The organism is Nocardioides albertanoniae (assembly GCF_006716315.1).
GTDB lineage: Bacteria > Actinomycetota > Actinomycetes > Propionibacteriales > Nocardioidaceae > Nocardioides > Nocardioides albertanoniae.
Window position 1 is genome coordinate 1,359,327 of sequence record NZ_VFOV01000001.1, and the last position, 21,236, is coordinate 1,380,562.

A 21,236-nucleotide genomic window follows, 5' to 3' on the forward strand; every position below is an offset into this window, starting at 1 on the left:
CTGTGAAGGTCAGGTCTGGTGGACGTACGCCTCGAGCTGGTCGCGCTCGAAGGCGAGCTGGTCGATGCGGTGCTTGACCAGGTCGCCGATGCTGACGATGCCGACCAGGCTGCCGTCGGCGGAGACGACCGGCATGTGCCGGATCCGGTGCGTGGTCATGATGCCGAGGATGTCGTCGATGGTGGCCTCGGGGTCGCAGGTCTCGACGGTGGCGGTCATGATCGAGGAGACCGCCGCGGAGAGCAGCGCGTCGTTGTCGTGGAGGCGACGGACCACGTCACGCTCGGAGACGATGCCGTCGACGCTGGTGCCGTCGCCGCTGACGACGCAGGCTCCGATGCTGTGCTCGGCGAGCACGCCGAGCAGGTCACGTACGGTTGCGGTTGATGCGATCGTCACGACTTCTGCGATCGCCTTGCGAGTGATGACGTCCGCGATCTTCATGAACCAACGGTAGCGGCTGTGACTCACGCCACGCCAGTGTCGCGAGCTGCGGGGCTACTCGTTTCCCGGACGGCGGAACGCGGTGACCGATCCGGGCTGCGCGGCCGGCCAGTCGGCGTCGTTGCTGCCGTCGGGGAGGCCGCCGAGGAAGGAGAGAGCGGCGTCGTGCAGGTGGCCGTTGGTGGCCAGCGCGTTGCCGCCCCACGGGCCGGGATCGCCGGCCAGCGACGTGAAGGACCCGCCGGCCTCGCGCACGATGATGTCGAGCGCGGCCATGTCGTAGACCTCGAGCTCGGGCTCCACGGCGATGTCGACCGCGCCCTCGGCGACGAGCATGTAGGACCAGAAGTCGGAGTAGGCCCGGGTGCGCCAGCAGCTGCGCATCAGCGCCAGGAAGTCCTCGAGCCGCTCGCGCTCCTCCCAGCCGTGCAGCGAGGAGTAGGACAGCGAGGCGTCCTCCAGGCGGCGTACGTCGGAGACCTGGCAGCGGGTCGACTTCATCAGCGACTTGCCGGTGTGGGCGCCCTGGTCCTTCGCCGCCCACCAGCGCCGCCCGAGCTGGGGCGCGGAGACCACCGACATCACGACCTCGTCGTCGACAGCGAGCGCGATCAGGGTCGCCCAGACGGGCACACCACGCACGAAGTTCTTGGTGCCGTCGATCGGGTCGACGATCCAGCGCCGGCTCGAGGAGCCGGAGGAGCCCGACTCCTCGCCGGTGATCGCGTCGCGGGTGCGGGCGCGGGAGAGGGTGCGGCGGATCGACTCCTCGACGGCCTTGTCGGCGTCGGAGACCGGGGTGAGATCGGGCTTGGTCATGACGTGCAGGTCGAGCGCCTTGAACCGTGACTGCGACAAGGAGTCGGCATCGTCGGCCAGCAGATGCGCCAGCCGGAGGTCGTCGTTGAAGTCAGGAGTGCTCGCCACAAGGGCTCACTGTAGTGGCATCCGCGCCGCGGCGAGACAGGCCCAGGTAACCGCTTGCCCACGAAAACACCGGGCCCGGTATCCGGGTCACAGCGTGTAGGCCGGCGCCGATCGTGCCTCGAGCAGCCGGCGGAACGAGGTGACCCGGTCGGGATCGAGCCGGCCGGCCTCGACCGCGGCGTCCAGACCGCACTCGGGCTCACCGGCGGCGTGGGTGCAGCCGCGCGGACACTCGGCCGTCGCCTCCCCGAGGTCGGGGAAGGTGAGGATGAGCTTCTCGGGCTCGACGTGGGCCAGCCCGAACGTACGGATCCCCGGGGTGTCGACGATCCATCCCGACGGAAGCGGCAGCATCAACGCGGAGGTGGAGGTGTGCCGGCCGCGGCCGGTGACGGCGTTGACGTGGCCGATCTCGCGGTCGGCGTCGGGCACGATCGCGTTGACCAGCGTCGACTTGCCGACGCCGCTGTGGCCCAGCAGCACCGACGTCTTCCCGTCGAGCAGGCGACGGAGCTCGCTGATGTCGCCACCGCGCTGCGTCACGATCCACGGCACACCGAGCGACCGGTAGGTCGAGACCAGCGACTCCGGGTCGGCCAGGTCGGCCTTGGTGATGCACAGCAGAGGCTCGATGCCGGCCTCGTAGGCCGCCACGAGCGCACGGTCGATGAAGCCGGTGCGTGGCTCGGGGTCGGCGATCGCGGTCACGATCACCAGCTGGTCGGCGTTGGCGACCACGACCCGCTCGACGGGGTCGTCGTCATCGGCCGTACGCCGCAGCACCGTCGTGCGCGGCTCGAGCTCGACGATGCGCGCCAGGGCGCCGTCGGCCCCCGAGGTGTCGCCGACCACCTTCACCCGGTCGCCCACGACGACGCCCTTGCGACCCAACGGCCGTGCCTTGACGGCCCACACCTCGACCTCGGGGGCATCGTCCATGACCAGCGTGAACCGCCCCCGGTCGACGGTGATCACCCGGCCGAGGTCGGCGTCGTCGTAGCTGGGCCGATCCTTCGTACGCGGCCTCGTCCGTCGTCTCGGACGGTCGTAGTGCTCGATGTCCTCGGTGCCGAACCGGCGTTGTGCCTTCGCCATCAGGTGCTCAGAAGGCGCTGGTCGAGGCTGAGCCCGAGGCGAACAGTCGGGCCCAGAAGGGCGCGAAGTCGGTGAAGGTCTTGCTGGTGGTCTGCACGTTCTCGACCAGCACGCCGTCCACCGCGGCGCCGAGGATGACGCCGGCGTGAGCCATCCGGTGGTCGGCGTAGGTGTGGAAGATCCCGCCGTGGAGCGTCGCGGGGCGGATCGTCAGCCCGTCGGGAAGCTCGGTGACGTCGGCACCGAGCGCACCGAGCTCCCGCGCCAGCGCGGCGAGGCGGTCGGTCTCGTGGCCACGGATGTGGCCGATGCCGGTCAGGTGCGACGGCGTCTCCGCGAGTGCGCACAGGGCGGCCAGCGCGGGGGTGAGCTCGCCGAGGTCGTGCAGGTCGAGGTCGACCCCCTGCAGGCGGGCGGGCCCGGTCACGCTCAGGCCCTCGTCACCGAGCGAGACCTCGCAGCCCATCAGCGAGAGGATCTCGCGGAGCGCGTCGCCCGGCTGGTCGGTCGCGCGTGGCCAGTCGCGCACCGTCACGGTGCCGCCCGAGACGGCGGCGAGCGCCAGGAACGGTGCCGCGTTGGACAGGTCGGGCTCGATGGTGCGGTCGAGCGCCTTGATCGGTCCCGGCGCCACCGTCCACCGGTTGGCGTCCGAGTCGTCGACGGTGACGCCGTTCTCGCGGAGCATCGCGACGGTCATGTCGATGTGAGGCAGGGACGGCACTGGCTTGCCGTCGTGGCGGATGTCCACGCCCTTCTCGTAGCGTGCGCCCGCCAGCAGCAGCGCGCTGATGAACTGGCTCGAGGCTGAGGCGTCGACCACCACGGTGCCGCCCTCGATGGCGCCGTGCCCGTGAATCGTGAACGGGAGAGCCTCACCCTCGATGATCGCGCCGAGGCCGCGCAGCGCCTCGAGCACCTCACCGATCGGCCGGTTGCGCATGTGCTCGTCGCCGTCGAAGGCGACCTTGCCGGTGGAGAGGGCGGCGACGGGAGGTACGAAGCGCATCACCGTGCCGGCCAGCCCGCAGTCGATCTCGGCGTCACCGTCGAAGGGGCCCGGCGTGACGACCCAGTCGTCGCCGGAGGTGTCGACCTGCGAGCCCAACGACGTCAGCGCTGCCGCCATCAGTGCCGTGTCGCGCGAGCGCAGAGCGCGGCGTACGACGCTGGGACCATCGGCGATGGATGCCAGCACCAGCGCCCGGTTGGTGAGCGACTTGCTCCCGGGCAACGACACCGTCGCGGTGACCGGTCCGTGGGCTCGAGGTGCCGGCCAGGGGTCGGCGATGTCGGTGGCACGGTCGGTCGTCGTAGTCACGCCACGATCCTAAGCCCGCGCCGCGACGCTCGATCAGCCGATGCCGATCGCCGAGAGGAAGCCCTTCCAGGTCAACCCGCTCGACATGGTCCTGTGCTCGGCCTTCTCGGACTTCTCCGGCAGGGGAGGCTTGCTCGGGTCGGCGCTGCCGCTCGGCACGGGCGAGACCGTCGCGCTCGCGCTGCCCGAGGGAGTGGCGGAGGGGCTGCCGGACGGGCTGGGCAGCGACGGCGAACCGGACGGATCCGGCACGCCCGAGCTCGTCGACGGCGTCGGCAGGTCGGGCGTCGGCCGCGGGGTCGGGGTGGGGAACGGGCTCAGCGTCGGAGTGGGAAGCGGCGTGAGCGTCGGAGTCGGGGCCGGCGTCGGGGTGGGCTCCGGTTCGGCGGCGCCTGCCGCGACCTCGCTGTTGTCGGAGGTGTCGGTGTCTTCGTAGCCCACCGGCTCGACGCTGGCCGTGAAGCTCCACCTCTCACCCGGCTCCGGCACGAAGGTGAAGTGAGCGGCCTCGCCGTCGGCGGTCAGGGTGCACTCGTGGGTCACGCTGCCATCGGCTGACGGCACCGGAGGAGCGGCGAACTGGTCGCAGGCCCACCAGCGTCCGACGTAGGGCGAACGCACCCCGGTGATCTTGATCTTGAGCACCGTGGAGGTGTCTTCGGCGGGCTCGGGAAGGCCGGTCACGTCGACGCTGACGTCCTCGTGCTCGGGCCGGATCTGGCCCCAGAACCAGTGGCCTCCCGGTCCGGGAGTGTGCGTGTGGGCGAGGTCGACGCTCGCGTCGCTCTGCTTCACGTCGTTGAACCGCACCGTCACCACAGCCTCGTCGGTGCCGCCGTGACCATCGGAGATCTGGTAGCTGAAGGTGTCGCTGGCGCCCTCGTAGCCGCCCTTCATCGTGTAGGCGACCTTGCCGCCGGTGACGGAGACGGTGCCGTGTGCGGGCCCCTTGGTGATCTTGGCGATCGTGAGGGCGTCGTCGTTGTCGTCGGTGTCGTTGGCGAGGACGTCGATGGTGCCGCTCGCCGAGCTGCCCTGGTTGCCGTTGCCCTGGCCGTTGTTGCCCTGGCCGTTGCCGTTGCCGGGAGTGCGCTTCAGCGTCGCGCTGTCGGCGGCGGCCCTCGGGTCGGCGTTGGGGGTCGTGACCTTCACCGAGCCGGAGACGTCGCCGCCCTTGCCGTCGGTGAGCACGTAGGTGATCGTGTCGGTGCCACGCCAGCCGCGGTCGGGCTGGTAGGTCACCGTCGTGACGCGGTCGCCGGCCATCCGTAGGCCGCCGAGGACCGCGCCGCTGACGCCGCCACCCTTGCCGCCCGAGGGGGCGGTGCCGCCCTTGGTGACGGTGCCGTGGGCAGGGGAGGCGACGCTGGCCTCCTTGACCGAGAGCGGGTCGCCGTTGGCGTCGCGCGCGCCCTGGGTCAGATCGATGACCGTCTTCCCGCCGGGCTGACCCTGGATGTCGGGGATCGGGGTGGTGATGACCGGAGCCTGCTGCGCCTTCGCGGGGGCCGCGTCGGCCGGCGGAGGCGGCTGGTCTGCCGGCTTGTCGGCGGGCGGAGCCGCGGGCGGTGCAGCCGGGGGAGCGGCCGGCGGAGCCGCGGGCGGTGCGGGGTCGGCGGGAGCCGGGTCGGCCGGCGCGTCGGCGGGCGGCTTGTCGGCGGTAGGCGTCTTCGGGGCCGGGTCACCGCCGGTGAGGACGAGGCCGGCGACCACGGCGGCAGCCGCCGCGACACCAGCACCACCCGCGACCGTACGCCCCACCGGATCGCCCAGGACCCAGTCCCTGGCCCGGCCGAGGAAGAGCAGGATGCCGCCCTTCGCGGCGGCCCCACCGCCCACGGCGAGGTAGCCGGCGCCGGCGGCGCCGAGCAGGGCCGGAGCGAGCCAAGCACCCATCCCGGAGTTGACCTCGGTGAGCTCGAGGTAGATCGCGGTGCACGGGCGGCAGTCCTGCAGGTGGTCGTCGACCTTCTTCGCGTCGCGCTTGGAGAGACCGTTGCGGATGTAGGCGCCCAGGTTGGCGCGGGTGGTGGCGCAGGCCTCCTCGCCGATGTCTTGGGCGTGCATCGAGATGAAGGCCTGCTTGAGGCCCTCTCGTGCGCGGTAGGCGAGCGCCGAGACCGAGTTGGCCGACATGCCGAGCATCGCGGCGATCTCGGCCGGCTTCTGGCCCTCGACCTCGGTGTGCCACAGCACCTGCTGCCAGCGCTCCGGGAGCTGCTGGAACGCCTTCGCGGCCGCCTGGTTGTCGAAGCCCGACACGGCGGTGTCCTCGAACGGCACACCCGGGTCGAACGGGGTCAGGTCGTCGGTGGTGGTCAGCTTCGAGGCGGCGCGGATCTTGTCGACGTGGAGCCGGCGCACCGACGTCAGCAGGTAGGCCCGGAAGGCCAGGTCGGGGCCGCCACCCCGCTGCAGCACGCCCAGCACCTTGGCGAACGCCTCGGAGACCAGGTCGTCGGCGTCACCCGGCGACATCAGCTGGCGGGCGAGGCGCCGCGCGGCGTCGACGTGGCGCTCGAACAGCGTGCCGTACGCCTCGAGGTCACCGGCGCGGACGGCGGTGATCAGCTCTGCGTCGCCAGGGGCGTCGAGAGTGGAGACAGAGGTGGGGTTCGGATCGCTCACAGCACCAGAGACGGTAGACGGACAAAGACATGACGCGGATCGCGCCACACGGTGGCGCACGTCGAGCCAACGACAGCGGTAGTCGGCACGTCACGCCCCTTCAATGGATATGACAACAAGTTTTTGAAGCGCCCAGAAATTACCCCAGATTGCGGGTCGCTTTCCCGTCATGGTTGCCGATCGAGTGCGTCAAGTCTATGCGGGGACGCGCGAGTCGGCGCGCCGATGACTGTATCTGTGACGATCCGCGAGGATCCACGACGATCCGCGACCGGAAAAATTGTGGCAAGACCCGAATCATGATGAGAAAGGGGTGTGCTGTGCGGCTGTTCTCCCGGGCGTGGCGTGGGCACACCTCTGTCCCGCTCGCGGTGCCCCTCACCGATGAGCAGCGGGCAGCGCTCCCGCCCCGGTTCGAGGCGGTCGCCGAGGCCCTGGCGGATCGCAGCGGTTACGTCGCCGAGGCGTGCTGGGTGGCCGGCCACGACCTCGCCGAGAGCGGGGCAGCGCTCGGCGAGAGCCTGGAGGACCTGCGTACGACGACTCGGACGGTCGAAGACCGTGACCCGGCCTTCTCCGAGGTGCACGCGCTCTCCGTCGCGTGGAGCGAAACCACGCTCGGTTATCTCCACACCATCTCCTGTGCCGATCCACTGACCGGCCTCGCGACCCTCGCGCACGTCCGCGAACGCATCTCGGACCTCTACCGCGAAGCCCGCTGGGCGAGCCATGCGCTGGTCGTCACCGACGCCCACGTCCCCGGCACGTCGGGCGGGCCGACCGACGGTATCGCCGCCGCACGCCGGATGTCGCTGCTCGGCCAGACGGCCCGCACCGTCTTCGCCGGTGCGGCCGCCGTCGGGCAGATCGGCCGCAGGCGGATGATCGTGGTCGCCCCACGTGACGAGATGCTGGCCAGACGCCTCGCGCTGCTGAAGAAGATGGTCGATCACGGCGCCGACCGGATCTGGATCGAGGGCCTCCCCGAGAACGACCGGTCCGCGGGCTTCCTGCTCGACGAGCTCGCCCGCGGAGCGTAGCTGGCCGCTACCTCGATCGCCCGACGCCGTCGCGCGGCGGCGATAAGGTGAACGTATGTGCGGTCGATACGCGTCGAGCCGCCAGCCCGACGAGCTGGCGGAGGAGTTCGAGATCGATGAGCTGCGCCTCCAGGAGCCGTTGACCGAGAGCTACAACGTGGCCCCGACCAACGATGTCTACGCCGTCCTGGAGCGTCCGCCGCGCGACGAGCAGCCGGCGGGGGAGCGCCAGCTCCGCGCCGTACGGTGGGGGCTGGTGCCGTCGTGGGCGAAGGACGCCAAGATCGGCAACCGGATGATCAACGCCCGGATGGAGACGGTCGCCGAGAAGCCCGCCTATCGCAGGGCCTTCGCCAAGCGCCGTTGCCTCCTTCCTGCCGACGGCTACTTCGAGTGGTACGCCACCGATGCGGTAGACCAGAAGGGACGGGCTCGCAAACAGCCCTACTTCATCACCCCGAAGGACGGGGGAGTGCTGGCGATGGCCGGGCTCTACGAGCTGTGGCCCGACCCTGCGAAGGACGAGGACGACCCCACCCGCTGGCTGTGGTCGTGCACCGTGATCACCACCGAGGCCGAAGACGCGCTCGGACGCATCCACGACCGGATGCCGCTGATGGTCGAACGTGAGCGCTGGGACCAGTGGCTCGACCCGGCCGGCCCGGGCGACGTTGGCCTGCTGACCCCGGCGGCGCCCGGGCGACTGGAGGCGTTCCCGGTGTCCACGCTGGTGAGCAACGTACGCAACAACGGGCGTGAGCTCATCGAGCCGCTTCCGCTCGAGGAGGCCTGGGGCTGACATGGGCGGAACCACCACGCAGATGATCGAGACGCCCTACGGACCAGGGCGGCTGTTCACCCGGCGTGCGCGGCGGCCGCAGGCGACCCTGCTGCTCTCCCACGGAGCCGGCAACGGCATCGACACCCACGACCTGATGGCGCTCAACGACGCGCTGCCGGGTCAGGGGATCACCGTGGTGCGCTTCGAGCAGCCCTGGCGGGTCAAGGGCAAGCCGGTGGCCACGCCACCCAAGTCGCTCGACGCGGCGCTGACCACCGCCGCCAACTGGATGCGGGTGCGCACTCCGCTGGTGGTCGGTGGCCGTTCGGCCGGCGCCCGTTCGGCGGTGCGCACCGCGCGCGGTCTCGGTGCCGCCGGTGCGCTGTGCCTGGCCTTCCCGCTGCACCCGCCGAGCAAGCCGCAGAACTCGCGTGCCCACGAGCTGCTCGACGCCAAGGTGCCGACGCTGGTGCTGCAGGGCACCCGCGACAGGTTCGGCACGCCCGAGGAGTTCCCCGACAGCGTCGAGGTCACCCCGATCCCCGGCGCCGACCACTCGTTGGTCGTCGGCAAGCGCGGCCCGGTCAGCCAGTCCGATGCCGACGCCATCCTGGTCGAGTCGACGTTGGAGTGGCTGGTGCGCGAGGTCATCGCCTAGAAATCTCCTACCAAAGAGGGAGGCCACGCAGAAGGCCGGCTCCTAGCCTGGAAGACATGGGGAACAACAACGGCTCCGAGAAGCAGGGCGACGGTGCTGAGCCCACCGCGCGTCGCTGGAACTGGGGTGCGGGGATCGGCGTCGGCGCAGCGTTCGGCATCGTCTTCGGCGTGATGTTCCACAACATCCCCCTGGGCATCTCGTTCGGTGCCGCGTTCGTCCCCGTGTTCGCGATGCTGACTGCGTCGTCCGGTGGCAGTGACGATCCTCCGCCCCCGCCAAGCTCCACCGACGCCGGCTGAAGCTCCTCTCGCGGTGCGACCGGACGAGCCCTGAGTGGGTGGCGGTCATCGCCGGGAATGCATGGGCACCGTCGTGGCGTTCTGAAAAACATGATCACCCTGCTCGAGCGCCCTGCGGCGTACGCGTCGCCGATGAGCGCACCCATGCTCACCCGCGTACCCTGGGACGTGATGAGCGACAACAACAACTACCTCGACTCCGAGGCAGCCGAGGCGGGGGCCCCTGAGGTCGTCGACCTGGCGACCGAGACACCCGAGGAGCGCGCGCTGCGCTTCGAGCGGGACGCTCTCCCCTTCCTCGACCAGCTCTACTCTGCCGCGATGCGGATGACCCGCAACCCGTCGGATGCGGAAGATCTCGTGCAGGAGACGTTCGCCAAGGCGTACTCCTCCTTCCACCAGTTCAAGCCCGGCACCAACCTCAAGGCCTGGCTCTACCGCATCCTGACCAACACCTTCATCAACACTTACCGGAAGAAGCAGCGTCAGCCGCAGCAGTCGATGTCCGAGGACGTCGAGGACTGGCAGCTGGCTCGTGCCGAGTCCCACAGCTCGACCGGCTTGAAGTCGGCCGAGATGCAGGCGCTCGAGCACCTGCCCGACTCTCAGGTGAAGGACGCGCTGCAGCGTCTTCCCGAGGAGTTCCGGCTCGCCGTCTACCTCGCCGACGTCGAGGGATTCGCCTACAAGGAGATCGCCGACATCATGGAAACCCCGATCGGCACCGTCATGTCGCGCCTTCACCGCGGCCGACGCCAGCTGCGCGACCTTCTCTCCGACTATGTGCGCACCAACGACCTCACGGTCGCTCGTGGAGGTGCGTCATGAGTTCCCACGAGCACGAGGCCTCCGCCACCGAGTGCGCCGACTTCCTCGAGCAGATCGTCTTCCTGATCGACAACGAGCTCGGTGCGACCGACGTCGCCGCGGTCAAGCTGCACCTGCAGAGCTGCACCCCGTGCCTGGAGACCTACGACCAGCAGCGCATCGTCAAGGCGGTCGTGGCGCGCTCCTGCGCCGAGGTCGCCCCGGGTGAGCTTCGCTCGAAGATCATGGTGCAGATCCAGGCGCTCCGCACGGAGTCCTGACGACGGCGTTCCTGCCTGGTCACAGACGACGAGAGCCCCAGCCGAATCGGCTGGGGCTCTTTTCGCGTCTGTCGACAGCGCGTCAGGCGTTGGGGCGCTTGCCGTGGTTCGCGCCCTTCTTGCGGCGAGCGCGCCGCTTGCGGCCGGTCTTGCCCATGATGTTCTCCTCCATTGGGGTACGTGACCCCGAGGGGCCTCGCGACAGTGTCTCAAATGCGGGGCGGAGACGTGAAATTCACCCCGCCCTCGGCCGGCTCCTCGGGCCGGTGATCAACCCACGAAGGCGCTGTTGGAGCGCTTGAGCGCCGAGACGACGACGAGCAGCAGGTCGCCGCGGATCTGCGGGGTGTCGTTGCTGAGCGCGAGCTGCACGTAGAGTGCGCGCAGGAAGGTCTCGGCGTTGCCGGTCACCAGGAAGGGGTCGCGGTCGGGCGTCTCCGGGGTGCTGGTGGCGACGGTGACGATCCGGTTGATCCACGGCTCCATGATGTTGAGCGGCACGAGGTTGCGGCGCAGCACCGAGATGGTCGCGGCCGCCAGCCGGTCGGCCTCGCCGTGGGTGTAGATGGTGTCGCCCCGGGCGAGCACCCGGTCGGCGACGACGTCGAGGATCACCGTCAGCTCGGGCTTGCCGAGGTGCACCGAGGCCGCCAGGATGCCCAGGGCATCGGCTCCGCGAGCGACCGCGTGCGCCCAGCCACGCTCGGGGACGAACGCGCGCAGGTCACGCTCCCGCAGCAGCCAGGTGGCGATCCGGTCGCCCCACTCGAGCACCTTGCCCGCCGGCACCAGCGAGCGGGCGTTGTCGCGGTCGATGCACTGGGCCAGCGCCTCGACGGAGGAGGCACGGCGGAAGACCCCGTTGTTGCCGGAGTCGCCGAGCCCGACGACGAGACCGGCCGCCATCCCGTCGCCCAGACCGGCGAGCAGGTCGTCATAGACACCGCGCTGGATCCACGCCGACAGGGTGGGCACGGCCAGGCCGCTGCGTACGTCTGGATCGGGGTCACCGAGCATCCTGGTGAGCTCGATGGTGAGGTCTCCGAGCGGCCGGTCGGTGGGTACGGCCAGACCGGTCGAGTGAACCTCTCGCCAGTACGCCTCCGACATGGGGAACATCCTGCCAAACCCGCCAGCGCGTGGATATCCGACCCGCGCAATGCCATACCTTGGTCTACATCTACGCTGGCGGCGTGCCCACCCTGAGTGAGCTTGCCCAGAGCCACACCGACCTCGTCAGCGAGGATGTCGGCTGGCTTCAGCTGCTGATGGCCGACTGGCAGATCCTGGCCGACCTCTCCTTCGCCGACCTCGTGCTGTGGTTGCCCGACAAGTCGGGCAACGGGTTCTGGGCGGCCGGGCAGATGCGTCCCACCACCGGTCCGACGGCCTACGTCGACGACATCGTCGGCATGTTCGTGCCGAAGGGCCGCCACGCGACTCTCGACGACGCGGTGGATGTCGGCAGGCTGGTGCGGGAGGGTGACCCGGAGTGGCGCGACGACCTCCCGGTGCGTGTCGAGACCATCCCCGTACGCCGCTCCGGCCGCATCATCGGCGTCCTGAGCCGCAACACCAACCTGCTCGGCGTGCGCACCCCCTCCAAACTCGAGCTGTCCTACCTGCAGACCGCCAACGACCTGACCCAGATGGTCGCCAACGGCTACTTCCCGGCGGCCGGTCAGCGCAGCGACCACGCCGACACTCCTCGGGTCGGTGACGGGTTCGTGCGCGTCGACGCCGACGGTGTCGTCGACTACGCCAGCCCCAACGCACTCTCCGTCTTCCGGCGCCTGGGGCTCTCCGGCGACCTCGCCGGCCAGTCGCTGGCCGGGATGACGCGCGCGCTGGTGCCGCCGCGCAAGCGCCCCGACGAGGAGACGCTGAGCGCCGTGCTCGGTGGTCGGGCGCACCGCGACACCGAGATCGACACCGGTGGGATCGCGATCATCATGCGCTCCATCCCGCTGCGACCGCGGGGTGAGGCGATCGGCGCGCTGGTGCTGCTGCGCGACGTCACCGACCTGCGTCGGCGTGATCGCGAGCTCGTCACCAAGGACGCGACGATCCGCGAGATCCACCATCGGGTGAAGAACAACCTACAAACCGTGGCCGCGCTGCTCAGGATGCAGTCTCGCCGGGTCGACTCGGGTGTGGCCCAAGATGCGCTGAACGAGGCCGTACGCCGGGTCGGATCGATCGCGCTGGTGCACGAGACCCTCTCCCAGCAGGCCGTCGAGGAGACCGTCGAGTTCGACGAGATCGCCGATCGGCTGGCCTCCATGGTCGGGGAGGTCACCTCGATCGGCGTGCCGGTGCGGATGCGCCGCGAAGGCTCGTTCGGCGCGCTGCCCTCGGAGGTGGCCACGCCGATGGCGATGGTGATCACCGAGCTGCTGCAGAACGCCGTCGAGCACGGCTACCGCGACACCGGCGGCCGGGACACCCCGGACGCCGGCAAGATCACGATGTCCGTACGACAGCAACCCGCCGGGCATCTCCAGGTGACCATCGAGGACGATGGCCGTGGACTACCCGACGGGTTCAGCCTCGACACCTCGACGAACCTGGGGCTGTCGATCGTCAAGACTCTCGTCGAAGGCGAGCTCGGTGGCCGGCTCTCGTTGGGGCCCCGGCCAGATGGCGATGGGGCGAGAGCTGCGGTCGAGCTGCCGTTGAATCTCTAGTTCTTGTACCTGTGGTGAACCCTCACGGGTTCGTGGTGAGCCTTGTGCGGACTCTGCGGGTGGGGGACTCGCAGAGGAACGCGGTCGGGCTGGTCAGACGGCGGTGCGAACACGCGAGCGGGCGTTGCGGCGCTTCAGCGCGCGACGCTCGTCTTCGCTCAGTCCGCCCCAGACGCCGTGATCCTGACCGGCTTCAAGAGCCCACTGCAAACACTGCTCCCGGACGTCGCAACGCCGGCAGACCTGCTTGGCTTCCTCGATCTGCAAGATGGCCGGACCGGTGTTTCCGATGGGGAAGAACAGTTCCGGGTCTTCATCGAGACAAGCCGAACGGTGGCGCCAATCCATGGCTGGGCAGACCCTCTTTCTGACGTAGGATGGGCAAGGCCCTGGTGGTGCGAGACCTTGCGAATGAGCACGTGGATGGGGATGTTGTGAATGTCTTCACGTGCGTACTGTCCCTAGCGTTCCAAGAAATGGACGCCGAGACAACCCCTAACCAGTGTCTGCTTCGTCACCGAACCGTAACACTCAGTCTGCTTGTGGCTAGACAAATCGGTAACGCGGTGAGTTACCGGGATTTTCCGTGGTGTATGCTCTCGCGATTTTCTGAGCCGGACGCCAGGTTCTAGCCTACGAAGGTGATCGCGCAGCGCCGGCCCTGGACCCTTCTGCTCACCCTCGTCGCCGCCGGCCTCGAGGCCGTCGCCATGCTGGCCTGGGCGATCTTGGAGTTCGTACGCATCCCCGGCGCGGCGTCGCTGACCACCGCGATCGCGGGCGGCATCTTCTTCCTGCTCTGCGCCGCGGGGATCGGCTGGTGCACCTACACGCTGTGGCGCCTCGACTCGTGGTCGCGCGCACCGCTCGTGCTCGTGCAGCTCATCGTGCTCGGCCTTGCCTGGAACCTCCGTGCCGACCTCGCCCTGGCCGGTGGGCTGGCGCTGGTCGCGATCGTCGCTCTCGTCGGCATCTTCGCGCCGCCGAGCATCGCCGCGCTCGAGGAGAGCTGACATCGCCGGTCCGTCGACCTAGTCCTCCTCCAGCGCCTTGCGGAGCTGGGTCAGGGAGCGGTTGAGCAGCCGCGAGACCTGCATCTGGGAGACGCCCAGCTCGGCGGCGATCTCGGTCTGCGTGCGGTTGCGGAAGAACTTCAGCGTCAGGACCCGCTTCTCGTGGGGGGAGAGGCTGTCGAGGACGGGCCTGATCGACTCCCGCACCTCGACGTCGTCGAGGCGCAGGTCGTGGGCGGTCAGCGAGTCGAGCATCGGCGAGGCATCGTCGCTCTCGGAGTCGAGCGACAGCGCGGCGTACGCGTTGCCGGACTCGAGGCCCTCGATGACGGTCTCGAGGCTGACGCCGAGGCGGGCGGCGAGGTCGCGCGGTGTGGGGGAGCGGCCGAGCTCCTGGGTGAGCTCGGAGGTGGCTTCGCGCAGGTTCTGCTGCAGGTCGCGCAGGCGACGGGGCACGCTGATCGCCCACCGGCTGTCGCGGAAGTAGCGCTTGATCTCGCCGAGGATGGTCGGCACGGCGTAGGTCGAGAACTCCGTGTCGCGGCCGAGGTCGTAGCGGTCGACGGCGTTGAGGAGTCCCACGACCCCGACCTGCACCAGGTCTTCGTGGGGCTCGCCGCGGCCGTAGAACTGCGCGGCGCAGTATTCGACCAGCGCCATGTTGAGGTGGACCAGCTCGTCGCGGGTGGTGGCCCGCTCGGCGTCGGTCAGCTCCGAGCCGGCGAGCTTCGTGAAGAGCACGCGGGAGCGTCTGCGGGCCTCGTCGACCTCGCTGGTGCTCCTCGATCGCGACGCCCGGATCGCCTGTGGCGCCATGTCAGCGAGCGGCTCCCAGTGGGGTCGCTCCCGCGACCAGGGAAATGCGGAGCCGGTCGCCCTCGGGGGTGGCGGTGACGTCTCGCGCCAGCGAGGTGAGCACCTGCCAGGCGAAGCTCTCCTCGTCGATCTCGGCCACGGCCTCACAGGTGGTGACGACGGTGATGCCGATGGTGTCCTCGCCGAGGTCGAAGACGACGTCGAGGTCGGCGGCCTCCTTGGCGCACTCGAGGCAGATCGCCGCCGCCTCGCTGACCGCCATCCGCAGGTCTTCGATGTCCTCGAGAGTGAAGTCGAGGCGCGCGGCGAGCGCGGCGGTCGTCGTACGCAGCACGGAGACGTAGGCACCTTCTGCGGGAAGGCGCAGCTCGACCTGGGGCATCTGGGGTGTCAGTCCTTCTGATGGGCGTCTCGCTGATTATGCAACGGGATCGGCCCGGCCGGGCCGTAACGCACCGCAGCCGCCCCGTGGAACGGAGCGGCTGCGGCCGAAGAGCTCGAGACGGAGCTCAGGCCTTCTTGTCTTCAGATCCCGGCTGGCGCCTTGATCTGGCTTCTCGCAAGTCGGCCTTCGTCCCTCAGGCCTTCTTGGTCGCCCAGAAGATCTCGGCGATCTCGTCGATCTTGGCGAGGAGCTGGTCGGCGACCTCGACGTCGAGGGTGCCCTTGGTGCCGGAGGCACCGGCCAGCTTCGTGGCCTCGTTGACGAGGGTGTGGAGCTGGGGGTACTTCTCGAAGTGCGGGGGCTTGAAGTAGTCGGTCCACAGCACCCACAGGTGCTCCTTGACCAGGTTGGAGCGCTGCTCCTTGATGATCACCGCACGGGTGCGGAAGTCGGGGTCGTCGCTGTCCAGAGCCTTCTGGATGACGGCCTTGACGGACTCGGCCTCGATGCGTGCCTGGGCGGGGTCGTAGACGCCGCAGGGCAGGTCGCAGTGGGCAGAGACCTCAATGGAGGGAGCGAAAAGTCGCGCGAACATGCGGATCCTCTCGAGAGTGTTCATGTGTCCTACTGATTGCGACACTACTCCGCATGGAACACACCCGGTCGACGGCACCCCATCACCCGGACAACCCGCCGTCCCCGTCCGGCCCGCGGTGGGGGATGGCGACCGTCGTCGGCGTCTCCATGGAGCCGACCCTGCGGGCGGGTGACCGGCTGTGGGTCTCCTACCGACGTACGCCGGTGCCCGGTGCGATGGTCGTCGCACGGCTCGCCGACGGGGCGGTCGTGGTGAAGCGGGCCGTGGAGCGGCGTACGACCTCGTCGGGGCGTGCCGCGTGGTGGCTGCTCTCGGACAACTCGGAGGCCACAGGGGTGATCGACTCCCGCCACCGCGGGCCGGTCGCGGAGGACGACGTGATCGGCGTGGTGACGGCCCGGATGTGGCCGCGGCCGCGCATCCTGTGGCCCGGTCCGGCGGCCCAGTCTGGCTGAGGGCTCCAGATGAGGGGTTGATCACGTTGTAGGAAACATCAACCGCTGCCTCCGGTAACGTATGGGAAACTGCCATCCGGGCATCACATCCCTGTAGATGGCGCCTTGCGCGGCACCACCCTCGGCTCGCGTTCGAACGCCCGACGTCCTGAGTCCGAAGTTTCTGGAGGCCCCCTAATGACCGAGTCCACCCTGCCCACCGAACCCGCCACCTACGACGGTGACCCGGTGTTCGAGCTTCACCGCGGCGGGAAGATGGCGATCACGGCGACCGCGTCGGTCTCCGACAAGGATTCGCTGTCGATGGCCTACACGCCCGGTGTCGCGCGGGTCTGCACCGCGATCGCCGAGCAGCCCGACCTGGCGCACACCTACACCTGGGTGCCCAACACCGTCGCCGTGGTGACCGACGGCACCGCCGTGCTCGGCCTGGGCGACATCGGTCCCGCCGCCGCGATGCCGGTGATGGAGGGCAAAGCGGTGCTGTTCAAGGAGTTCGGCGGCGTCGACTCGATCCCGATCTGCCTCGACACCACCGACGTCGACGAGATCGTCGAGACCGTCATCCGGATGGCGCCCTCCTTCGGCGGCATCAACCTGGAGGACATCTCCGCTCCGCGCTGCTTCGAGATCGAGGACCGCCTCAAGGAGGCGCTCGACATCCCGGTCTTCCACGACGACCAGCACGGCACTGCCGTGGTCACGCTCGCTGCGCTGATGAACTCGCTGAAGCTGACCGGCCGCGACCCGGAGACGACCCGCGTGGTCATCTCGGGTGCCGGCGCCGCCGGTGTGGCCGTCGCCAAGATCCTGCTCGAGTTCGGCATCAAGGATCTCGTGCTGCTCGACCGCAAGGGCATCATCTCCTCGACCCGCTCCGACCTGACCGCCTCGAAGAAGGCGATCGCCGAGCTCACCGCCGACACCACCGGCCGCTCGGGCTCGCTCGCCGACGCGATGTCGGGTGCCGACGTCTACGTCGGTGTCTCCGGCGGCACCGTTCCCGAGGAGCTCGTCGCGACCATGGCGGACCAGGGCATCGTCTTCGCGATGGCCAACCCGAACCCGGAGATCCACCCCGACGTCGCGCACAAGTACGCCAGCATCGTCGCCACCGGTCGCTCCGACTTCCCCAACCAGATCAACAACGTGCTCGCCTTCCCGGGGATCTTCCGCGGCGCGATCGACGTCCACGCCTCCTCGATCACCGAAGGCATGAAGCTCGCCGCTGCCCAGGCGCTGGCGGCTCTTGTCGGCGACGACCTGGCCGCCGACAAGATCATCCCCGAGCCCTTCGACCCCCGCGTCGGCCCCGCCGTCGCCGCTGCTGTCGCCGACGCCGCCCGCGCCGACGGCGTAGCCCGCCAGTAGCCCACCCGCGTCGAGTCGGCTCGTTCTGACCGAGATTCGCGCCGAGTCGGCTCGTTCTAACGAGCCGACTCGGCGCGTTGTGGCGTCAGAACGAGCCGACTCGACGGTTTCTGGGTGGGGTTTGATCGGGGTTTGGTTGGCGCCGATGGGGTGCGGCGAGGTTCGGTAGGGTCGGGCCCATGTTCGCTGCGTACGCCGAGAAGTTCTCATCCGACGACCCGATCTCAGGCCTCGTGCTGGGTGAGCGGCCCGACCCGGTCGCGCCCGACGGGTGGACGACGGTCACCGTCAAGACCGCATCGCTCAACCACCACGACCTGTGGTCGTTGCAGGGGGTGGGGCTCAAGGCGGAGGCGCTGCCGATGATCCTCGGGTGCGACGCGGCCGGGCTCGACGAGGACGGCAACGAGGTCGTGGTGCACTCGGTGATCTCCTCGCCCGACTGGACCGGTGACGAGACCCTCGACCCGAAGCGGTCGCTGCTCTCCGAGCGTCACCAGGGCACCTTCGCCGAGAAGGTGATCGTGCCGCGGCGCAACGTCGTGGCGAAGCCCGAGGGGATGTCGTTCGAGGAGGCGGCCTGCCTGCCGACGGCGTGGCTGACCGCCTACCGGATGCTCTTCACCCAGGGCGGACTCAAGGCCGGCGACTCGGTGCTGGTGCAGGGCGCCGGCGGGGGAGTGGCGACGGCGGCGATCACCCTCGCGCGGGCGGCCGGCCTGAAGGTCTACGCCACCTCGCGTGACGAGGCCAAGCAGAAGCGTGCCATCGAGCTCGGCGCCCACGAGGCGCTGCCGAGCGGCGAGCGCCTGCCGGTCAAGGTCGACGCGGTGATCGAGACCGTCGGGCGGGCCACCTGGAAGCACTCGATCCGTTCGCTGCGCCCCGGCGGGGCGATCATCATCAGCGGCACCACCTCGGGGGCGAACCTCGACGACGCGCTGCTGACCAACATCTTCTTCCTCCAGCTCAAGGTGATCGGCTCGACGATGGGCACCCGCGCCGACCTGGCCTCGCTGGTGTCGCTGCTCGACGCCACCGGCACCAGGCCGCTCATCGACCGCACCATGCCCCTGACCGAGGCCAAGGCCGGCTTCGAGGCGATGCATGCCGGTGAGCTGTTCGGGAAGGTCGTCTTCACCGTCTGAGCAGGAGGTGCGGCAGCAGGTGTGACGTACGGAATATCGTTCGACTTCGACTGGTTCTGCAAGGGAGCATTGAGTCTCACCGCCGGAGGGCTCGGAAAGTTTCTCGTGGCGTGATGTCGAAATCGGCCTGGCCCGTTCGATCTATGTATAGAGCGGGTGGCAACGGGCCCCTGCGAACCATCCGAGGAACCTGTCATGACTGCTGCCGTCTCCACCTCAGACCGCCCGCTGGGTGGCTCTGCCGATTCGTCGCGGGGCGACCGTGCCGATTCGTCGCGGGCCAGCCAGAAGCGGCGTACGCCTGCCGTCATCACCCTGCTCGTGCTGGCCACCTTCGTGGTGATCCTCAACGAGACGATCATGCTCAACGCGATCCCGAACCTGATGCGGAGCTTCGGGGTCACCGAGCATGCCGCCCAGTGGGTCTCGACCGCGTTCATGCTGACGATGGCGTCGGTGATCCCGGTGACCGGCTGGTTCCTGCAGCGGGTGACGACCAGGGCGGCGTACGCGACGGCGATGGGTGTCTTCATCGCCGGCACCCTGGTCTCGGCGCTGGCGCCGGTGTTCGGGGTGCTGCTCGCCGGCCGGGTCATCCAGGCGGCCGGCACGGCGATCATGATGCCGCTGCTGATGACCACGCTGATGACGGTGGTCGAGGAGAGCGATCGCGGCCGGGTCATGGGCAACATGTCGATGGCGATCTCGGTGGCGCCCGCGCTCGGGCCGACCGTGTCGGGCCTCATCTTGCAGTTCGGCTCGTGGCGGCTGCTGTTCGTGCTGGTGCTGCCGATCGCGGTCGCGGTCACCTGGTCGGGCCTGCGCCGCCTCGAGAACGTCGGTGAGACCTCCGAGTCGAGCGTCGACTGGGCCTCTGTGGTGGTCGCCGCGTTGGGCTTCGGGTCGCTCGTCTACGGTCTGAGCCGTTTCGCCGAGGGCGAGGTCGGGCTGCCGCTGGTGATCGCCGGGGTCGGTGCTCTGCTGATCGTCGGCTTCGTGCTCCGCCAGCTTCATCTGCAGCGCTCCGGCACGCCGCTGCTCGATCTGCGCGCGCTCAAGCACGCCACCTTCGCCAAGGCGCTGGTGCTGATGGCGATCGCGTTCCTGGCGATGATGGGCTCGATGATCCTGCTGCCGCTCTACCTGCAGACGGTGCGTGGGCTCAGCCCGCTCTACACCGGCCTGCTGGTCATGCCGGGTGGCCTCGCGATGGGGCTCCTCGGGCCGACGGTCGGGCGTATCTTCGACGCCTACGGCGGCCGCGTGCTCATGATCCCGGGCTCGATCGGGATCGTCGTGACCCTCGCGGGTCTCTCGCAGATCTCGATGACCACGCCCTACTGGGTGGTGCTGGCGCTCCACATGGTGCTGATGGTGAGCCTGGCGTCGGCGTTCACGCCCGTCTTCACCCTCGGCCTCGGGTCGCTGCCGACCCACCTCTACTCCCACGGGTCCTCGATCCTGGGCACGCTGCAGCAGGTCGCCGCCGCGTTCGGCACCGCCCTGTCGGTCACCGTGATGTCCGTACGCAGCGAGCAGGTCGTCGACACGGTCGGTGCCGTCGCCGCTCAGGTGAGCGGACTGCAGGCGGCCTTCCTCGTCAGCGCGGTCCTCGCGCTGGTCGTCGTCGTGATGGCCGTGCTGCTGCCCGCTCGTGCCGACGGGCACGGCGAGGCCGAGGCGGAGGCCGACCCTGGCACGGATGCCGAGCAGGACCCGGAGGCCCGCACCGATCTCGACGTCGAGCTCGCCGAGCTGTGCGAGCACGGGCGTGAGCCCGCCGCGTGCGGCTGCTGAGCTGCCTCACCGCTCCGATCGCCAGTGGTAGACGCCGACCAGCAGCATCCTGAGCTGGGTGCGCACGGCGGCGATGACCTGCTCCTCGCGCTCGGAGCGGTCGGTGGAGAGGATCTGCTCGGCGGTCGCGACCAGCACGGTCACGAACAGCGACGAGAGCACGCGCAGATCCTTGGAGGTCCACACGTCGGTGCCGGTCATCAGCGCCAGGTCGGTGGCGAGCTCACGCTCGCAGAGCTCGATCTCGCGCCGGATGGCCTCGCGCACCGAGCTGGGGCCGGCGACCCGCTCACGGGCGATGAACGCGAAGTGGTCGCGACGCCGGTGGACGTGGTCGACGAGGGCATCGATCGATCCGTCGACGATGTCCTCGTCGTGCTGCGCTGAGCGGCGTACGTCGCGGAAGAGGGCGCGCAGCGAGCCGAACGACTCCTCGACCAAGGCCAGCCCGAGCGACTCGATGGAGTCGAAGTGGCGGTAGAAGGCGGTCGGCACGATGCCGACCTGCTTGGCGACCTGGCGGAGCGAGAGCGCGGCCAGCGAGCTGTCGGCGCACAGTTCGAGGGTCGCGTCGAGGATGGCTCGTCGGGTGCGCAGCTTGCGCTCCGCGCGGCTCTCCGGCTCGGTGCCCGTCTCGATCACCACACCATCCTAGGGGGAGACAGGCCCTCGATGCTCAGTG

Annotated in this window: 24 protein-coding genes; 12 read left to right on the forward strand and 12 right to left on the reverse strand. The window is 69.4% G+C overall.

Annotated elements, in window-relative coordinates; all coding sequences use genetic code 11:
* Positions 1–9: 9 nt before the first annotated feature.
* The 5 genes from FB381_RS06485 to FB381_RS06505 all read right to left on the reverse strand — a co-directional run bounded on the left by FB381_RS06485 (position 10) and on the right by FB381_RS06505 (position 6,415).
* The gene (locus tag FB381_RS06485; protein ID WP_141779534.1) at positions 10–444 is read right to left on the reverse strand and encodes a CBS domain-containing protein; all 435 of its coding nucleotides are present in this window, start codon (positions 442–444) and stop codon (positions 10–12) included.
* Between the two features lie 54 nt (positions 445–498).
* Positions 499–1,371, reverse strand: coding sequence for an inositol monophosphatase family protein (locus FB381_RS06490; protein WP_141779535.1), 873 nt, complete (start codon positions 1,369–1,371; stop codon positions 499–501).
* An 87-nt stretch (positions 1,372–1,458) separates the two neighbouring features.
* Positions 1,459–2,466 (reverse strand): ribosome small subunit-dependent GTPase A, encoded by a 1,008-nt coding sequence (rsgA, locus tag FB381_RS06495; protein ID WP_141779536.1) that lies wholly within the window; start codon positions 2,464–2,466, stop codon positions 1,459–1,461.
* A gap of 7 nt (positions 2,467–2,473) precedes the next feature.
* Positions 2,474–3,787 (reverse strand): 3-phosphoshikimate 1-carboxyvinyltransferase, encoded by a 1,314-nt coding sequence (gene aroA, locus FB381_RS06500; RefSeq protein WP_211352338.1) that lies wholly within the window; start codon positions 3,785–3,787, stop codon positions 2,474–2,476.
* 33 nt (positions 3,788–3,820) lie between these two features.
* Complete coding sequence (locus FB381_RS06505; protein WP_170225077.1) at positions 3,821–6,415, reverse strand: sigma-70 family RNA polymerase sigma factor; 2,595 nt, start codon at positions 6,413–6,415, stop codon at positions 3,821–3,823.
* Positions 6,416–6,735: 320 nt separating this feature from the next.
* Between FB381_RS06505 and FB381_RS06510 the strand changes: the two genes are divergently transcribed.
* From FB381_RS06510 to rsrA, 6 genes are all read left to right on the forward strand, one after another.
* Positions 6,736–7,455 (forward strand): hypothetical protein, encoded by a 720-nt coding sequence (locus FB381_RS06510; RefSeq protein ID WP_141779538.1) that lies wholly within the window; start codon positions 6,736–6,738, stop codon positions 7,453–7,455.
* Between the two features lie 55 nt (positions 7,456–7,510).
* The gene (locus FB381_RS06515; RefSeq protein ID WP_141779539.1) at positions 7,511–8,254 is read left to right on the forward strand and encodes an SOS response-associated peptidase; all 744 of its coding nucleotides are present in this window, start codon (positions 7,511–7,513) and stop codon (positions 8,252–8,254) included.
* Position 8,255: 1 nt separating this feature from the next.
* Positions 8,256–8,894, forward strand: coding sequence for an alpha/beta hydrolase family protein (locus FB381_RS06520; RefSeq protein WP_141779540.1), 639 nt, complete (start codon positions 8,256–8,258; stop codon positions 8,892–8,894).
* A gap of 56 nt (positions 8,895–8,950) precedes the next feature.
* On the forward strand, positions 8,951–9,196 hold the full coding sequence (locus tag FB381_RS06525; protein WP_141779541.1) for a glycine zipper domain-containing protein: 246 nt from the start codon (positions 8,951–8,953) through the stop codon (positions 9,194–9,196).
* 90 nt (positions 9,197–9,286) lie between these two features.
* Positions 9,287–10,024 carry a sigma-70 family RNA polymerase sigma factor gene (locus FB381_RS06530; RefSeq protein ID WP_141779542.1) on the forward strand — a complete coding sequence of 246 codons (738 nt, stop codon included), beginning with the start codon at positions 9,287–9,289 and terminating at the stop codon, positions 10,022–10,024.
* On the forward strand, positions 10,021–10,284 hold the full coding sequence (rsrA, locus tag FB381_RS06535) for a mycothiol system anti-sigma-R factor (RefSeq protein WP_141779543.1): 264 nt from the start codon (positions 10,021–10,023) through the stop codon (positions 10,282–10,284). Before FB381_RS06530 ends, rsrA begins: the two co-directional genes overlap by 4 nt.
* Positions 10,285–10,366: 82 nt before the next feature.
* Here rsrA and FB381_RS24575 read toward each other — a convergent pair whose 3' ends face one another.
* Both FB381_RS24575 and FB381_RS06540 read right to left on the reverse strand, forming a co-directional pair.
* Positions 10,367–10,441 (reverse strand): 50S ribosomal protein bL37, encoded by a 75-nt coding sequence (locus FB381_RS24575; protein WP_369797015.1) that lies wholly within the window; start codon positions 10,439–10,441, stop codon positions 10,367–10,369.
* Between the two features lie 113 nt (positions 10,442–10,554).
* Positions 10,555–11,394, reverse strand: coding sequence for a DUF2785 domain-containing protein (locus tag FB381_RS06540; protein WP_141779544.1), 840 nt, complete (start codon positions 11,392–11,394; stop codon positions 10,555–10,557).
* 83 nt (positions 11,395–11,477) lie between these two features.
* On the opposite strand from FB381_RS06540, the gene FB381_RS06545 reads away from it, so the two are divergent.
* Positions 11,478–12,971 (forward strand): sensor histidine kinase, encoded by a 1,494-nt coding sequence (locus FB381_RS06545; RefSeq protein WP_141779545.1) that lies wholly within the window; start codon positions 11,478–11,480, stop codon positions 12,969–12,971.
* 93 nt (positions 12,972–13,064) lie between these two features.
* On the opposite strand, the gene FB381_RS06550 is transcribed toward FB381_RS06545, so the two are convergent.
* Positions 13,065–13,319: a WhiB family transcriptional regulator gene (locus tag FB381_RS06550; RefSeq protein WP_008362075.1), complete on the reverse strand. Its 255-nt coding sequence runs from the start codon at positions 13,317–13,319 to the stop codon at positions 13,065–13,067.
* 293 nt (positions 13,320–13,612) lie between these two features.
* Between FB381_RS06550 and FB381_RS06555 the strand changes: the two genes are divergently transcribed.
* Positions 13,613–13,984 (forward strand): hypothetical protein, encoded by a 372-nt coding sequence (locus FB381_RS06555; protein WP_141779546.1) that lies wholly within the window; start codon positions 13,613–13,615, stop codon positions 13,982–13,984.
* An 18-nt stretch (positions 13,985–14,002) separates the two neighbouring features.
* Here the strand turns inward: FB381_RS06555 and FB381_RS06560 are convergent, their stop codons facing one another.
* From FB381_RS06560 to sodN, 3 genes are all read right to left on the reverse strand, one after another.
* On the reverse strand, positions 14,003–14,800 hold the full coding sequence (locus tag FB381_RS06560) for a SigB/SigF/SigG family RNA polymerase sigma factor (protein WP_141779547.1): 798 nt from the start codon (positions 14,798–14,800) through the stop codon (positions 14,003–14,005).
* Position 14,801: 1 nt separating this feature from the next.
* Entirely contained in the window at positions 14,802–15,182 is a 381-nt protein-coding gene (locus tag FB381_RS06565) for an ATP-binding protein (protein ID WP_141779548.1), read from the reverse strand.
* 196 nt (positions 15,183–15,378) lie between these two features.
* The gene (gene sodN / locus FB381_RS06570; protein WP_246087990.1) at positions 15,379–15,804 is read right to left on the reverse strand and encodes a superoxide dismutase, Ni; all 426 of its coding nucleotides are present in this window, start codon (positions 15,802–15,804) and stop codon (positions 15,379–15,381) included.
* A gap of 29 nt (positions 15,805–15,833) precedes the next feature.
* Between sodN and FB381_RS06575 the strand changes: the two genes are divergently transcribed.
* The 4 genes from FB381_RS06575 (at position 15,834) to FB381_RS06590 (ending at position 20,554) form a co-directional block, all read left to right on the forward strand.
* The gene (locus FB381_RS06575; RefSeq protein WP_141779549.1) at positions 15,834–16,238 is read left to right on the forward strand and encodes a S24/S26 family peptidase; all 405 of its coding nucleotides are present in this window, start codon (positions 15,834–15,836) and stop codon (positions 16,236–16,238) included.
* A 177-nt stretch (positions 16,239–16,415) separates the two neighbouring features.
* Positions 16,416–17,609, forward strand: a complete 1,194-nt coding sequence (locus FB381_RS06580; RefSeq protein WP_141779550.1) for an NAD(P)-dependent malic enzyme — start codon at positions 16,416–16,418, stop codon at positions 17,607–17,609.
* 179 nt (positions 17,610–17,788) lie between these two features.
* Positions 17,789–18,757 carry a zinc-binding dehydrogenase gene (locus FB381_RS06585; protein WP_141779551.1) on the forward strand — a complete coding sequence of 323 codons (969 nt, stop codon included), beginning with the start codon at positions 17,789–17,791 and terminating at the stop codon, positions 18,755–18,757.
* A 195-nt stretch (positions 18,758–18,952) separates the two neighbouring features.
* Complete coding sequence (locus tag FB381_RS06590; RefSeq protein ID WP_141779552.1) at positions 18,953–20,554, forward strand: MDR family MFS transporter; 1,602 nt, start codon at positions 18,953–18,955, stop codon at positions 20,552–20,554.
* Between the two features lie 6 nt (positions 20,555–20,560).
* Here FB381_RS06590 and FB381_RS06595 read toward each other — a convergent pair whose 3' ends face one another.
* Positions 20,561–21,196, reverse strand: coding sequence for a TetR family transcriptional regulator (locus tag FB381_RS06595; RefSeq protein WP_141779553.1), 636 nt, complete (start codon positions 21,194–21,196; stop codon positions 20,561–20,563).
* Positions 21,197–21,236 lie beyond the last annotated feature (40 nt).

Coding starts and splice junctions, on each gene's coding strand:
- FB381_RS06485 (WP_141779534.1), bottom strand. CDS start 444: ATGAAGATCGCGGACGTCATCACTCGCAAGGCGATCGCAGAAGTCGTG.
- rsgA (WP_141779536.1), bottom strand. CDS start 2,466: ATGGCGAAGGCACAACGCCGGTTCGGCACCGAGGACATCGAGCACTAC.
- FB381_RS06515 (WP_141779539.1), top strand. CDS start 7,511: ATGTGCGGTCGATACGCGTCGAGCCGCCAGCCCGACGAGCTGGCGGAG.
- FB381_RS06520 (WP_141779540.1), top strand. CDS start 8,256: ATGGGCGGAACCACCACGCAGATGATCGAGACGCCCTACGGACCAGGG.
- FB381_RS06525 (WP_141779541.1), top strand. CDS start 8,951: ATGGGGAACAACAACGGCTCCGAGAAGCAGGGCGACGGTGCTGAGCCC.
- FB381_RS06530 (WP_141779542.1), top strand. CDS start 9,287: ATGATCACCCTGCTCGAGCGCCCTGCGGCGTACGCGTCGCCGATGAGC.
- rsrA (WP_141779543.1), top strand. CDS start 10,021: ATGAGTTCCCACGAGCACGAGGCCTCCGCCACCGAGTGCGCCGACTTC.
- FB381_RS06540 (WP_141779544.1), bottom strand. CDS start 11,394: ATGTCGGAGGCGTACTGGCGAGAGGTTCACTCGACCGGTCTGGCCGTA.
- FB381_RS06550 (WP_008362075.1), bottom strand. CDS start 13,319: ATGGATTGGCGCCACCGTTCGGCTTGTCTCGATGAAGACCCGGAACTG.
- FB381_RS06560 (WP_141779547.1), bottom strand. CDS start 14,800: ATGGCGCCACAGGCGATCCGGGCGTCGCGATCGAGGAGCACCAGCGAG.
- FB381_RS06565 (WP_141779548.1), bottom strand. CDS start 15,182: ATGCCCCAGGTCGAGCTGCGCCTTCCCGCAGAAGGTGCCTACGTCTCC.
- sodN (WP_246087990.1), bottom strand. CDS start 15,804: ATGAACACTCTCGAGAGGATCCGCATGTTCGCGCGACTTTTCGCTCCC.
- FB381_RS06575 (WP_141779549.1), top strand. CDS start 15,834: ATGGAACACACCCGGTCGACGGCACCCCATCACCCGGACAACCCGCCG.
- FB381_RS06580 (WP_141779550.1), top strand. CDS start 16,416: ATGACCGAGTCCACCCTGCCCACCGAACCCGCCACCTACGACGGTGAC.
- FB381_RS06585 (WP_141779551.1), top strand. CDS start 17,789: ATGTTCGCTGCGTACGCCGAGAAGTTCTCATCCGACGACCCGATCTCA.
- FB381_RS06590 (WP_141779552.1), top strand. CDS start 18,953: ATGACTGCTGCCGTCTCCACCTCAGACCGCCCGCTGGGTGGCTCTGCC.